The 13395-nt window shown below is 54.1% G+C and carries 10 protein-coding genes; 4 read left to right on the forward strand and 6 right to left on the reverse strand.

Annotated elements, in window-relative coordinates:
• Positions 1–94 precede the first annotated feature (94 nt).
• The 4 genes from TREBR_RS13570 to prs all read right to left on the reverse strand — a co-directional run bounded on the left by TREBR_RS13570 (position 95) and on the right by prs (position 5295).
• Positions 95–1816, reverse strand: coding sequence for a HAMP domain-containing methyl-accepting chemotaxis protein (locus TREBR_RS13570; protein WP_013758248.1), 1722 nt, complete (start codon positions 1814–1816; stop codon positions 95–97).
• Between the two features lie 337 nt (positions 1817–2153).
• Complete coding sequence (locus TREBR_RS05685; RefSeq protein ID WP_013758249.1) at positions 2154–2816, reverse strand: HAD family hydrolase; 663 nt, start codon at positions 2814–2816, stop codon at positions 2154–2156.
• Positions 2813–4057 carry a xylulokinase gene (locus tag TREBR_RS05690; RefSeq protein ID WP_013758250.1) on the reverse strand — a complete coding sequence of 415 codons (1245 nt, stop codon included), beginning with the start codon at positions 4055–4057 and terminating at the stop codon, positions 2813–2815. Before TREBR_RS05690 ends, TREBR_RS05685 begins: the two co-directional genes overlap by 4 nt.
• Positions 4057–5295: a ribose-phosphate diphosphokinase gene (gene prs, locus TREBR_RS05695; protein WP_013758251.1), complete on the reverse strand. Its 1239-nt coding sequence runs from the start codon at positions 5293–5295 to the stop codon at positions 4057–4059. The genes TREBR_RS05690 and prs overlap by 1 nt, the downstream gene beginning before the upstream one ends.
• 266 nt (positions 5296–5561) lie before the next feature.
• Between prs and TREBR_RS05700 the strand changes: the two genes are divergently transcribed.
• The gene (locus TREBR_RS05700; RefSeq protein WP_013758252.1) at positions 5562–7223 is read left to right on the forward strand and encodes a diphosphate--fructose-6-phosphate 1-phosphotransferase; all 1662 of its coding nucleotides are present in this window, start codon (positions 5562–5564) and stop codon (positions 7221–7223) included.
• Positions 7224–7292: 69 nt separating this feature from the next.
• On the opposite strand, the gene TREBR_RS05705 is transcribed toward TREBR_RS05700, so the two are convergent.
• Positions 7293–7550 carry a hypothetical protein gene (locus TREBR_RS05705; protein WP_013758253.1) on the reverse strand — a complete coding sequence of 86 codons (258 nt, stop codon included), beginning with the start codon at positions 7548–7550 and terminating at the stop codon, positions 7293–7295.
• A gap of 122 nt (positions 7551–7672) precedes the next feature.
• Here TREBR_RS05705 and TREBR_RS05710 point away from each other — a divergent pair, with 122 nt between their 5' ends.
• Entirely contained in the window at positions 7673–8995 is a 1323-nt protein-coding gene (locus TREBR_RS05710) for a S1C family serine protease (RefSeq protein ID WP_013758254.1), read from the forward strand.
• Positions 8996–9003: 8 nt separating this feature from the next.
• Complete coding sequence (gene uvrB, locus TREBR_RS05715) at positions 9004–11001, forward strand: excinuclease ABC subunit UvrB (RefSeq protein WP_013758255.1); 1998 nt, start codon at positions 9004–9006, stop codon at positions 10999–11001.
• Positions 11002–11076: 75 nt separating this feature from the next.
• On the opposite strand, the gene TREBR_RS05720 is transcribed toward uvrB, so the two are convergent.
• Positions 11077–12357: an NAD(P)/FAD-dependent oxidoreductase gene (locus tag TREBR_RS05720; RefSeq protein ID WP_013758256.1), complete on the reverse strand. Its 1281-nt coding sequence runs from the start codon at positions 12355–12357 to the stop codon at positions 11077–11079.
• Positions 12358–12484: 127 nt separating this feature from the next.
• Between TREBR_RS05720 and TREBR_RS05725 the strand changes: the two genes are divergently transcribed.
• Positions 12485–13393 (forward strand): MBL fold metallo-hydrolase, encoded by a 909-nt coding sequence (locus TREBR_RS05725; RefSeq protein WP_013758257.1) that lies wholly within the window; start codon positions 12485–12487, stop codon positions 13391–13393.
• Positions 13394–13395: the final 2 nt, after the last annotated feature.

Raw genomic sequence — 13395 nt, forward strand, 5'->3', positions numbered from 1 at the left:
TGCGGCAAGCGGCAAATTGCGGCGAGCGGCGATTCGCGCTGCCTTTTACCGGACAAAACGAAGCGCCGCGCCGTCTTTTTTTATTGCGAAAATGTTAGAACTCTTCAAAATCCGCGTCCGTAGCGGCAAGGAACGGATTCCGTTCTCCTCTGAACTCGGCGGGTTCATTTTTCGGCGATTTTACCGCAGCGGCGGTCTTACCGGCTGCGGACGGGTTACCGGTGGCGGACGGGTTACCGGCGGTTACGACCTGTTTCGCCTGAATGATTTTCTTTTCGGCAGCGTTTTGTTCCGTCGTTTCTATCTTGAAAAAGGCTACGGATTCTTGAAGCTGCACTGCTTTTGACGACAGTTCTTCCGCCATGGAGGCCATTTCTTCGGATGCCGACGCGTTTTGCTGCACAACCTGTTCCAGCTGTATAATTGCTTTACTGATCTGCTGAGTACCGGAATCCTGTTCCTTGCTTGCAGCGGCGATTTCCTGTACCAATTCTCCCGTTTTTTGTATATTCGGAACGATTTCACTGATCACTTTACCGCTTTCTTCCGCTACGGAAATACTCGTTGCGGAAAGTTCTTTTATACCCGCCGCCGCTGTTTGGCTTTTTTCAGCCAGTTTCCGTACTTCGCTTGCAACGACCGCAAATCCTTTACCGGCTTCTCCGGCGCGGGCTGCTTCAATCGCGGCATTCAGTGCCAGCAGGTTCGTCTGACTTGCAATGTCTTCTATGATGGATATTTTGGATGCAATATCGCGCATCGCCGATACGGTCTGTTCTACGGCGTTCAGCCCTTTGACACTGTTTTCTGCCGTTTGTTCGGCTATCGCCGCCGTTTGGATTGCATTGTCGGCATTCTGCCGGATATTTGAAGCCATTTCTTCCACTGTGGATGAAATCTCTTCAGTAGACGAGGCTTGCTCGCTTGTTCCGGACGATAACGTCTGGCTGGAATTGCTGATTTGCGCTGCTCCGTCCGCAATCTGGTCAGACGCGGTTTTGATGGTATTGATCGTGTTGAACAGTTGTACGCATAATTGCCGAATGCTGAAGAGCATGCTGGTTGTGTCGTTTTTCATCAGTTTGACTTGCGTCGTCAGTTCGCCGTTTCCAATGGCACCCAAAACGGCGACTGCGTAATCGGGTTCACCGCCGATTGATTTCGTAATGTAATTGGTTACGAACAACCCTATTATTATGGAAATTATTGCGGATATGATGAAAACGATTATTATCGTCAGCAATAATACTTTGAAAAGATGAGTGCTTGCTTCATCTGCTTGAGCTGCCATCTGCGTTTTACTTTCGATCAGATGGTCGAACAGTGCTTCGATCGTTTTCAGATATATTGCACCTTGTTCTTTTACTATTTTTTTTGCCTCTATAAGCGCTTGCTGGTTACCGGTTTCAGCGTATTTTTTTAGCGCAGGATGTACGTCCACCGTTCTATAGGTGTTGAACGCGGTAAAAGCTTTTTCAAGTTCATTGCACACTTTCATTATGTCGGGGTCCACAACGAGTTTTCGGAACTCTTCCAAATCTTCAAGAAAAGCTGTTTCCGCGCGATCCGATGCTGTTGTAAATTCTGCCATATCTTCCGGGTACGCAATAACAGACCTGATATTTGTCCGTATTTGATTGTACTGGTGGACCATTTTTGTAATGTACGGCAATGATTTTGTGTGCAACTGATACATTTTTTCCATTTCTTTATCGATGGTTTCCGTACCGTAGATACCTGCCAAAGCTATTATCAGTGTAAACAGCAAAATGATGATAAAACTCCCCTGCAATCGGGTTCGAATAGTCATCTTCATAAAATCTCCTTCACAGTGCTACAAGTGTTACATATGTATAATGCAATAGATATTTCTGAATGGTGGTTATTTTACCGGTGAGTTCTGCGGATGAATTATTTCATCTATCAGTCGTATAGTTCAACTGGAATTTGTCGGACTATGGAGGATGTATGGCTGAGGTATGAGTAGGGACAAAATGCGGGGGGGGGGGCTGTACATATAAATCGGTACTGCCCGCCGGCCGTTATGCTGCCGTTTATCGTTGGGTAGTTCTGAGTTATCATGCGGCTATTTTACCATAGATTATATTAATGTCAATAAGAAGCATCACAAATGGCGATGCGTGCCGGGTACGTTATTCAGGCCGAGTTCCGTTTTTCAGAACGTACGGAAGCCGATATACGTCGGCAACGCCCGAAACCAAAACGGCCCCCATTCCCATGGAAAGCGGCAGGGCGATGTCGATGTCGTACCGGTCTCCGACGGACAGGCAGTGCGAAACGGCCGCGCCGCTCAAACGCGCCGCAAGTTCAAACGGGCGTCTGTCCGGTTTCGACACGCCGCAGGTGTCGAGTCCGATGATTTCAGGAAACAGATCCGATACGCCGAGCGCTTCAAGGGTTTTTCGTGCGGGCAGCACCGGATTGTTCGTAACGCAGATGAGTACGTATGTTTCGGCAAGACGTTCGAGCGTGCGGCGCAGTTCCTCGTCCGGCTGCAAAAAGAGGGCCGGTTCGAGCAGTTCGCGTCTCCAGCGGATGCTTTCGGCGATTGGAATGCCGAAGGCGGTCAGCGCGTTTCCGAGACTTATTTTCTGACCGTCGTGTTCCGCCGCCCATTTTTCCCGGTACGCGGCGATCTGCGCGCGTGCTTCGTCCGCACTGATATCGGCGACAGCCGCGTAGCGGCGGAGCTGAATGTCGATTTGCTCAAAGGCGTACGCACTGTTCGTATACAGCGTTGAATCTATGTCGAAAATGATCGTGTGCACGCGGTCGGGAAGTGCGTATACGGTCATAGCGCCGCCGCTCCGTGCGGTTCAAAAATACGATTCGGTCGTACGAGCGCCGCCGCGCCTTCTTGAATGTCGGCAAAGATGTTCAGTCCCGTACAGGCGAGCACCGCGTCGCCGATCAGTTCCGCGTCGGGGCACGCGGTAACTTCAATCGGAATTCCCAGTGCGTCGGCTTTGAATTGCAGCCAGGCACCGTTTTTTGCCTGCCCGCCGGTAGTCCGTATGCGGGACGGAACCGGACAGCCGGCGTCTCGTGCCAGTTTGAAAAGCAGCGAAACCCCGTTTGCGACTTCCGCCGCAGTTTCGGTCAGAAATGCGTAAGCCGCGGCGTAGCGCTTCGGACGTGCGATAAGTTCCGCCACGAAGTTTTCGTACGATGCGTCGGGAGCCGTCTCTTTTTTGAGTGCGCTGAAACGGATGCCGCTGTCGGGAATCAGAACGCTGGCGTTATATAAATCCGGGATTACCGCCGGCAGAATTCGTACCGGAGCCAGTTGCCGCGGCGTCCACACGGATGCGGGGTGAGGCGCGATGCACAAATTGATTCCTTCGCTGCTGCCGGCCCTGTCGCAGACGGTTCCCGCGCGCAGTGTGTCCGTTCCGATAAGCGCTACGATAAAATCCGGCGCGCCGCAGAAAACCGGCACGTCGGACGGCAGTCCGGTTTGCCGCGCCGCTTGGGCGCTCAGAAACCCCGCGCGGTGCGCCGGCGGTACGAACGGCGGCAATTTTTCAGCCTCCAGTCGGGCGGCTGCCAGTGATTCCTCTGTCCAATATGCTTCCCGATACCGCGATTCCGGCAGAATCGTGAGCGGTTCACCGGTCAGCCGCCATATCAGGTATTCGGGACCGGAAAATATATACGGAGAGCGCTCCCAGGCGGCGGGATACGTGCTGTGGAACAGCGTCAGGCGCGGAATGAACAGCGAACGGTTCGCCGTATCGCCGCTGAGCGTTGCGCCTGTTTCCGCAGGCGTTTCGTTCCACAGCAGCGTTTCTCCGGTGCAGGCGGCGAGCGTCGGCCCGTTGCCCGAAACGCATATCCCGAGAACGCGGCATCCGCCGTCGCGAGCCGCCGTCTTTGCCTGTGCGGCGGCGCTCGTAAATGCTTCGTACCAGCGTTCCGCGCCGCCGGTTCCGTTAAATCTGATGCGGACGTAAAACAAAACGGCACCGCTCGTATCGACGAGTGCCGTTTTCAGTGAAGACGTTCCGATATCCGCGCATATGACCGCGCCGTTCATCAGTCGTGTTTTACCAGTTTTTCTATAATCGTGCGGTTGTCGAGCAAATCGCTGAGCGACTGATTGTTGTGCAGCCGGGTGATGACGTTTGCAAACAGACCGCTGACGTTCGTGCTGATATACCATTCGCATTGCAGCAATTCTTCATGATAGACGGCGTTCGTTCCGATAACGCGGTAGAACAGCCCCTTCTTATATGCTTCGTTAAATTGCTCGATGGCGTTTCCGGTAAAGAACGGCAGGCTGATAGCGGCGATAACTTTCGTCGCGCCTTCTTCTTTCAGAAATTCCATCGCTTTCAGCAGCGTTCCGCCGGTGCCGAGCATATCGTCGGCCAAAAAAGCGGCTTTGCCGTGCACGTCGCCGAGCAGCTTGACGGATTTTATATTCGTGTCTTTCGCGTTCTGCGTAACCACCGAATAATCGCGTTCCTTGTAGATCATGGCGAGCGGCTTTTTCAATCCCGTCGCGTAAAATTTATTGCGGTCGATCGCGCCGGTATCGGGTGAAACGACGACCAAATCTTCGGTACCGCCGGTCAGATCCACCAGTTTCGCCAGTTCCCTGATGATTTGATAACTTGCGTGCAGGTTTTCAAGATGCGTCCGGCTGAACGCGTTTACGATTTCGCGCGAATGGATGTCGAGCGTAATGATGCGGGCAACGCCCATGTTTTCATAAATGTGGCCGAGCAGACTGGCTGTCAGTCCTTCGCGGCCCTTTTTCTTGTGCTGACGGCTGTACGGATACACCGGCACTACCAGCGTAATCTGTTCCGCGCCCGCCTGCCGAACCGCGTCGATCGTAACGAGCATCGACATGATGTGATCGTTGACGGACAGCACCTGCAGGTTTTTGCCGCCGTTCAGTTTAATCGGCTGATGGTTTTCAACGTCCTGAAAGATGAAAACGTCTTTTCCCCGGATACATTCGTTGATTTCGGTTTTGAATTCCCCGTTCATAAAGTAAGTGAACTGTGCGTCCACTTTGAATTTGGGCGGGCGGAAGCTGTCCGTTGATCCGCGTACGCAGAGGTCCGAAGTTTTCAAATCGTTCAGAAAATTCAAATCGCGGATAACTTGGTCTTTCGTGATTTTGTAACGTTTTGAAACGACATCGCTTTTCAGATTGAAACGATGTTTATACATGTGGCGCAAATGGACGATAACTTCCTCGGCAAAAGCTTCTCCACCTGGACAGGCAACGACGGCGAGATTCGTCGGTTCGGAATAGGGCATGATTCAGACCTCATTTTTTAACGGACAGAAAGGGTTCAGAAGGCGCGCCTTTTGAAATCCCCTCTGATAATGCACCGGTAGTATTCAACTGTTTTTACCGGTAACTCGGCGCATCAAAAATAGCATGTTTCGCCCGTTTTGTCTACGGAGGATTTACCGTTTTGGAAGCGGGACGGTTGATTCGGCTTGTAAAACACCTCGAAATGAGGTAAGATACAATCGTATTTTACGAGTTTACTATTTATTACGTTTTTATAGGAGTTATCATGAAATCCGTATCAGCATTGCAGACGGCACGCTACGCGTACCAGCCCAAATTGCCGGCTGTTCTCCGCGACAATGAGCCGGAAAACGTTGCCCTTGAATTCGGCAAACCCACGACCGCCCTTGCCGATCAGGCGGAACTCGCCTCGTTATTCAAACATACGTACGGCAAACCCGAAGCCCTGTTTAAAAAAGGCGCGAATCCCGCTGCCGGCAAAAAAATCCGCGTCGGCGTGATTCTGTCCGGCGGACAGGCTCCCGGCGGACACAACGTTATCGCGGGTCTGTACGACGGCATCAAAAAAGGCAATAAGGATTCGGTCGTTTTCGGCTTTACCGGCGGACCGTCCGGTCTTATCGACGGCGAATACGTTGAAATTACCGATTCGTTCATGGACGAATACCGCAATACCGGCGGGTTCGACATGATCGGTTCCGGCCGTACGAAAATCGAAACTCCCGAACAGTACGCCGCTTCCGTTGCGACGGCAAAAAAACTCGATCTGGACGCCATCGTCATTATCGGCGGCGACGATTCCAATACGAACGCCGCGCTGCTTGCAGAGCGTTTTGCCGAATTGGGTGAAAAAACGCGCGTCATCGGCGTACCCAAAACGATCGACGGCGACCTCAAAAACGAACAGATCGAAACCAGCTTCGGCTTCGACACCGCGTGCAAAACCTATTCGGAACTGATCGGTAACATCGGCCGCGACGCGAACAGCGCCAAAAAATACTGGCATTTCATCAAACTGATGGGCCGTTCCGCCAGCCACATCGCGCTTGAATGCGCGCTCCAAACGCAGCCGAACGTCTGCCTCGTTTCAGAAGAAGTCGAAGCGCAGAAAATGACGCTGCGCCGCATCACCGACGACATTTGCTCCGTTATCGCGAAACGCGCCGCCAATAAGGAAAATTTCGGTATCGTGCTGATTCCCGAAGGATTGGTTGAATTCATCCCCGAAATGAAATCGCTGATTGCCGAGTTGAACGATACGATGGCCAAGCACGAAGCCGCGTTTAACGCCCTTTCCGACTTTGCGGCGAAAAAAGCGTGGCTCAAATCCAATTTGAGCGCCGCTTCCTACGAAACGTTCGATTCTCTGCCCGACGCTATCGCCGCACAGTTTTTGGCCGATCGCGATCCGCACGGCAACGTGCAGGTTTCCCGCATCGAAACGGAAAAACTGCTTGCTTCCATGGTTGAAAAACGCCTTGCCGAGATGAAAAAAGCCGGCTCGTATACCGGTAAATTCAGCGCGTACACGCACTTTTTCGGCTACGAAGGCCGCTGCGCGTTCCCGTCGAATTTCGACGCGGACTACTGCTACGCGCTCGGCTACACCGCGTTTATGCTGATTGCAAGCGGCGTTACCGGTTACCTTTCGTCCGTCCGCAACTTGACGGCTCCCGCCGAAAAATGGACAGCCGGCGGTATTCCGCTTACGATGATGATGAACATGGAACAGCGCCACGGCTCGAAAAAGCCGGTTATCCGCAAAGCGTTGGTTGAACTGGACGGCAAACCGTTCAAAACGTTCGCCGCGCATCGCGACGAATGGGCAGTAAAAACAAGCTACTTGTTCCCCGGTGCGATCCAGTATTACGGTCCGGCCGAAGTGTGCGACCTGACGACGAAGACGATCAAGCTGGAGCGCTGCTGAGTCTGAGCCGGCACAGCATATTGCCGTCCCGAATGCGCGTGCGTTCGGGACGTTTTTTTTGCGGTCGCCCTATGACGGTGCGGTAAGCTTTTCAAGTTCCGTAAGATACGCGAGCGCCGCTTCTCTCGTGGCGCCGCACATTTCAGCGCACGGCGTCAGGCTCGCGCAAACTGCCGGTCTTTTTTCCGTTCCGAACACCGTGCATTTCATTCGCTCGTCAAGATACGGACACGGAACCCCCGCCGGTTTCGGCGACCCGTCCGGCATCCGTATTGAGCTGATAGACGGCGCGATACAGCAGGCGCCGCACTTTTCCCTGCAATTCATGCCCTATGGTAGCGCGGCGATGCGCAAGCGTCAAGAATCGAGCCGTGCCAAGAATCGAACAGTGCCGGTAATCGGCGTATATCCGCGTTGCCTTTTCGGCCGTTTTTGTGTATCATTATAGTATGAAACTGTATACGAAACATCAAATGATCCGTACGGCCGCCGTAAGCGCCGCCCTCGTTTTTGCGTGTGCGCTGGCCGTCTTTTTCATGTTTTTCAGGATAAATCCGCCGCAGTCGTCCGCACAGGAAGCGCAGACGGCGTCCGCGCAAACTGAACCGGCGCTTTCCGCTTCTGGGGAAACTTCTTCGGCACAAGAGGGAGCCGAACCGCAGACGATCATGCTTGAAGAAAAAGCCGTTCCCGGCAGCGCCGATTCGTTCGTGCTCCAGACGGCGGTTAAAGCCGATCCGGTTTACACTGCCGATATGAAGGCTTCGTACACGCAGGATGAACTGCAGAATATCAGCGTGTATGAAAAATGCAACGAAGCGGTCGTGAACATCAACACGCAGGTTATGGCGATAAACTGGTTCTTGGAACCCGTACCGCAGGAAGGCGGTTCCGGTTCCGGTTCCATCATAGACAAACGCGGCTACGTGGTAACCAACGTGCACGTCATTTCCGACGCGTATAAAATTTACATTTCACTTTCCGACGGAACGCAGTACGAAGGCCGCGTCGTCGGGACAGATTCGGCGAGCGATATCGCGGTGCTTAAATTCGATCCGCCGGCGGGAGTCGAACTGAAAACGATTGCGTTCGGCGATTCCGATAATCTGAAAGTCGGCCAAAAAGTGATTGCAATCGGCAATCCGTTCGGTTTCGATCGTACGATGACGACGGGCATCGTTTCCGGTCTCGGACGCCCGATTCAAAGTTCAAACAATACCATTATCCGCAACATGATTCAGACCGACACGGCTATCAACCCCGGAAACTCCGGCGGGCCGCTGCTGGATACGCAGGGACGCATGATCGGTATCAATACGATGATTTATTCCACGTCCGGAAGTTCGGCCGGCGTCGGCTTCGCCGTTCCGGTTAACACGGCGCGCCGCGTGGTGTCGGATCTGATTCAGTACGGTACGGTACGCCGCGGTGTTATTCACGCTTCGTACGTGCAGCTGACTTCCGCGATTGCGTCGTATGCCAAATTGGGCGTTTCTTCCGGTTTGCTGATTTCGGAACTCGAAAAAAACAGCAACGCGGCAAAAGCGGGGCTCGCCGCGGGAACCGAAGCGGTCAGATACGGCAGCACCCGCAATTCGCGCATCATTTATCTGGGCGGCGACGTAATCACCGCGATAGACGGTATCAGCGTTACATCGCTCGCCGATTATTATTCGATTCTTGAAAGCAAGCGGCCCGGCGACACAGTGCGCGTAACGGTGTACCGGAACAAAAAATATCAGGATATCAACGTAACGCTCGCCGCGGAATAGGGGGCTTGATGAGACCATTTAAAGTCGTCGCTCCGTACGAACCTTCGGGCGATCAGCCGCAGGCTATCGAGCGCCTTGTCGAAGGTTTTCTGCGCGGAGACACGTATCAGACGCTCAAAGGCGTAACCGGATCCGGCAAAACGTTTACGATGGCCAAGATAATCGAAAAGGTGCAGCGGCCCACGCTCATTATCAGCCACAACAAGACGCTGTCCGCGCAGCTGTACCGCGAATTCAAATCGTTTTTTCCCGACAACGCGGTGGAATATTTCGTGTCGTATTACGATTATTATCAGCCTGAAGCCTACGTTCCGGCGCGCGACTTATATATAGAAAAAGATGCGTCAATTAACGATGAAATCGACCGTATGCGTCTGGCCGCGACGTACAGTCTGATGGAGCGGCGCGACGTTATCGTCGTAGCGACGGTTTCCTGTATTTACGGTTTGGGAATGCCCGAATTGTACAAGGATATGCGCATCCATATAGAAAAAGGCCAAACGCTCGATCCCGCCGCGTTCGGACGGCAGCTCGTTACTTTGCAGTACGAACGCAACGACGCCGTGCTCGATCGCGGCCGGTTTCGCATCCGGGGCGACGTTCTGGAAGTGTATCCGGCTTATATGGAAACCGACGAAGCGTACCGTATTGAGCTCGACTGGGAAGAGATCGTGCGCATCCGTCGGTTCAATACGATTTCGGGTGAAATAATAGAAGAACTCGACGAAACTACGATTTATCCGGCAAAGCACTTCGTCGTGCCGCCGGAAATGCTCAAATCGGCGACGGATCGTATCAAGTCCGAAATGGAAGACCGCGTGCAGTTTTTGCAGCAGACCGGCAAAATACTGGAAGCCGAACGGCTGAAAACGCGCACTTCGTACGATCTTGAAATGCTTTCCGAAATGGGGTATTGCCCCGGTATTGAAAATTATTCGGGCCCCATCTCAGGCCGCCGCTCCGGTGAGCCGCCGGCTACGCTGCTGCACTATTTTCCGTCCGACACGCTGTGCCTGATAGACGAAGCGCACGTAACGGTGTCCCAGATCGGCGCGATGTACGAAGGCGACCGTTCGCGCAAGCAGAATCTGATAGACTTCGGCTTCCGACTGCCGAGTGCGCTCGACAACCGTCCGCTCAAGTACGCCGAGTTTGAATCGATGATCAGTCAGACGATTTACGTAACGGCGACCCCGCGCGAACAGGAAATAAAGCGCAGCACGCAAGTGGTGGAACAGCTGATCCGTCCCACCGGATTGCTGGATCCTATCGTTGAAGTACGCCCCAGCGAAGGGCAGATGGAAGATATTTACGGTGAAATAAAAGAGCGCATCGCGCGCGGCGAACGGTGTCTGCTTTTGACGCTGACCAAAAAGATGGCCGAGGATTTGACCGAATATCTGGACGGGTTGGGACTCAAAGTCAGATATATCCATTCCGAGGTCGAAACGATCGAACGCGTTGAAATCCTTAAAGGTCTGCGTTCCGGCGAATTCGACGTGCTGATCGGCATAAATCTGCTGCGCGAAGGGCTCGATTTGCCTGAAGTGTCTTTTATCGCGATTCTCGATGCCGATAAAATCGGATTTCTGCGTTCGGCGACCAGTCTGATCCAAATAATCGGGCGTGCGGCGCGAAATCAGAACGGGATGGTCGTCATGTACGCGGATCGTGAAAGCGACGCGATGAAAGCCGCGATTGAGGAAACCGTACATCGCCGCGAAGTGCAGGAAGCGTATAATACGGCGCACGGTATTACGCCCGCGACGGTTTCCAAAGCGGTGGCGGACATTCTGGTGCGCCAGAATGAAGACAAAAAAGCCGCCGTGGAAACCGAAACCGCCGTATTGCGCAAAAGCGTCAACCTGTTCGTTCCGGCGCAGCGGCGTAAACTTATCAAAGCGCTTGAAAAGCAGATGTCCGAATTTGCCGACTGCCTCGAGTTCGAGCAGGCTGCCGCCGTGCGCGATGAAATCGCCGCGATCAAGGAACAGTACGGCGCGTAAGACGTACAGCCCCATAAGGCGAGCAACCGTAAGACGTGCAGCCGTGCCGGATTTACCGTGTGCGGCCGGCCGGTCTCAGCCGCGATGAAATTGAAGCGCCGCCAGCAGTTCCAGCGCCGCCGGTACCGAGTTTCCCACCGCTTTCTGCAGCGGCATGAGAAAGATTCTGCCGGTACCGGAGTCGCCGAACGCCAGTGCGCCTGCGACAGTTCCGGTTTGCGTGTCTTCTACAATTCTGACGTACGGACTTTCGCTTAAAACGTGTTCTTTCCAGTTTCCGGATTGAACTTCCTGGTCGGTGAGCACCGCTTTTCCGGCGGAAACGGTTTCCTTGTTTCCGATTGAAAGCGTCGTGCGCGGAACGGTTTGGCGGTACGGTTCAGGCTGAGGAACGCTTTCCGGATACAGATAATGCGCGGCGTTTTGTGCGGCCGTTTTCGCCTGTTCGAGCGCCGCCGGAACGATTCCCCAGACGACCCCTTCAAATTCGGCACAGTCGCCCGCGGCAAATACGGCCGGTTCGGACGTCCGCATGGAAGCGTTTACCGTGATACCTTTGCCGCACGCGATTCCTGCCGTTTGAGCCAGCCCCGTTTCGCTGCGTACGCCCATCGAAAGCACGACCGTTTCCGCCGGATCGTTTCCCGCTGAAAGCGGCGCGAGCAATTCCTGCGGCGTGCGGGTTTCGAGCAGCGCCAAATCGAGCGAAACGCCGGTGTGCACGGTGAGGCCTTCCGCCGTAAGATATTCGGTCAGCAGCGCGGAAGCCGTCCGGTCAAGCTGGCGCGGCAGCAGATACGGAGCAGTTTCGACGATATGTACGCCGTTTACTCCGGCCGTTTTGAGCGCGCGGGCGGCTTCTATGCCGAGCAGTCCGCCGCCGATGACAACGGCTGCGTTCCGGTGCGTTTCAATCCGTTTTTTGAGCGCACGGGCGTCGGCAATCGTTCGCAGCGTAAAAACGCTCCCGAAAGCCGGGCTTTCCGGCGACGGTCTGCACGGAGCGAACGCGCGCGCCCCTGAGGCGATGATCAGTACGTCGTAGGACAGCGTTTCATTCGTTCCCTGCGCGCTGCGAACGCTGAGCGTTTTTCGCTGGCAGTGCAGATCGGACGCTTGCGTTTCCGGTAAGACGGTGATGTTCTGCCGGCGGAACCAGTCGTGCCGGTGCAGTACGAGCGCTTCTTCTGCAAGCGTTCCGGCAACGAATTCGGGCAGACGGATTCTCGAATAATCCGGCGGGTTTTCAGCGGATACGATCGTTATGTTCAGATCCGTTCCCGGATAGAGTTTCCGCAGTTCCGCCGCGGCGGTGATTCCTGCGATTCCCGCTCCGATAATAACAGCTTTTTTCATGGACAGCTCCTTTCCGTTCCGTCGGCGTACCGCCGATTCGCGTTTTATCCGTAAATCGTACTATAAAATATCCGGAGCGCTTTGTACAGTACTTGACGCTTTGCGTTCGGAAAATTATGCTGTACGAATGCAATGCGTATTACTTGGCACCGGCACCAGTCACGGAATTCCCGTTATCGGCTGTTCGTGTCCGTGCTGTACTTCTTCGGATGCACGCGACAAAAGGCTCCGTTCCAGTTTGTGGATAACGGACGGATCTGCGGACAGCGGAGCGTATACTTCCATTATAATAGATACGGGACCCGAATTCCGCATTCAGGCGTTACGGTTCGGAATAAAGAAATTGGATGCGGTTTTTTTAACGCACGGACACGCCGATCATCTGAACGGTTTGGACGACGTGCGTATTTTTTCCCATACGTGTCCCGGCGCCGCTGCGGACAGTTCCGACGCGGGACTGCCCGTATACGGAAACGCTCAGACGATAACCGACGTGCACGAACGTTTTTCCTATATTTTCCATCCGCCGACGGAAGGCGGCGGCACGCCGAAATTGCATACCGTCGTGTGCAGCAGTAGCCGGGACGCAGAAGGTATCAAGGCTGGATCTCTGACGCTGATTCCCGTTCCGTTGCTGCACGGTTCTCTTGAAACGACCGGTTGGCTCGTTTCCGACGGGCGGTCGTCCGTTGCGTATCTGACCGATTGCAGCGTTATCCCCGATTACTCGATCGCACTGCTGCAGTCGCAGCGTACGCCCATAGAACATTTGATTATAGACGGCCTGCGCCGCCGCCCTCACGATACGCATCTGTCATTCGACGAATCGATCGCTTACGCACTGCGTGCCGGAGCGAAGCATATTTGGCTGACGCATATCTGTCACGATATGAAGCATGAAGAAATCGACTCGTACGTACGGGCGTACGATCTTAGACACACCGATTCAGAGAATCGGACGTGCCGGGCTTCGACCGTTGCTCCCGCGTACGACGGACTCGTGCTGCGCGTTCCGGATTCCGCCGGAACGGAGTGAAA

This window comes from Treponema brennaborense DSM 12168, assembly GCF_000212415.1.
GTDB lineage: Bacteria > Spirochaetota > Spirochaetia > Treponematales > Treponemataceae > Treponema_F > Treponema_F brennaborense.

What these genes read in the sequence shown, in the direction of transcription:
- TREBR_RS13570 (WP_013758248.1), bottom strand. Translation starts at nt 1,816, where the DNA reads ATGAAGATGACTATTCGAACCCGATTGCAGGGGAGTTTTATCATCATT.
- TREBR_RS05685 (WP_013758249.1), bottom strand. Translation starts at nt 2,816, where the DNA reads ATGACCGTATACGCACTTCCCGACCGCGTGCACACGATCATTTTCGAC.
- TREBR_RS05690 (WP_013758250.1), bottom strand. Translation starts at nt 4,057, where the DNA reads ATGAACGGCGCGGTCATATGCGCGGATATCGGAACGTCTTCACTGAAA.
- prs (WP_013758251.1), bottom strand. Translation starts at nt 5,295, where the DNA reads ATGCCCTATTCCGAACCGACGAATCTCGCCGTCGTTGCCTGTCCAGGT.
- TREBR_RS05700 (WP_013758252.1), top strand. Translation starts at nt 5,562, where the DNA reads ATGAAATCCGTATCAGCATTGCAGACGGCACGCTACGCGTACCAGCCC.
- TREBR_RS05705 (WP_013758253.1), bottom strand. Translation starts at nt 7,550, where the DNA reads ATGAATTGCAGGGAAAAGTGCGGCGCCTGCTGTATCGCGCCGTCTATC.
- TREBR_RS05710 (WP_013758254.1), top strand. Translation starts at nt 7,673, where the DNA reads ATGAAACTGTATACGAAACATCAAATGATCCGTACGGCCGCCGTAAGC.
- uvrB (WP_013758255.1), top strand. Translation starts at nt 9,004, where the DNA reads ATGAGACCATTTAAAGTCGTCGCTCCGTACGAACCTTCGGGCGATCAG.
- TREBR_RS05720 (WP_013758256.1), bottom strand. Translation starts at nt 12,357, where the DNA reads ATGAAAAAAGCTGTTATTATCGGAGCGGGAATCGCAGGAATCACCGCC.
- TREBR_RS05725 (WP_013758257.1), top strand. Translation starts at nt 12,485, where the DNA reads ATGCAATGCGTATTACTTGGCACCGGCACCAGTCACGGAATTCCCGTT.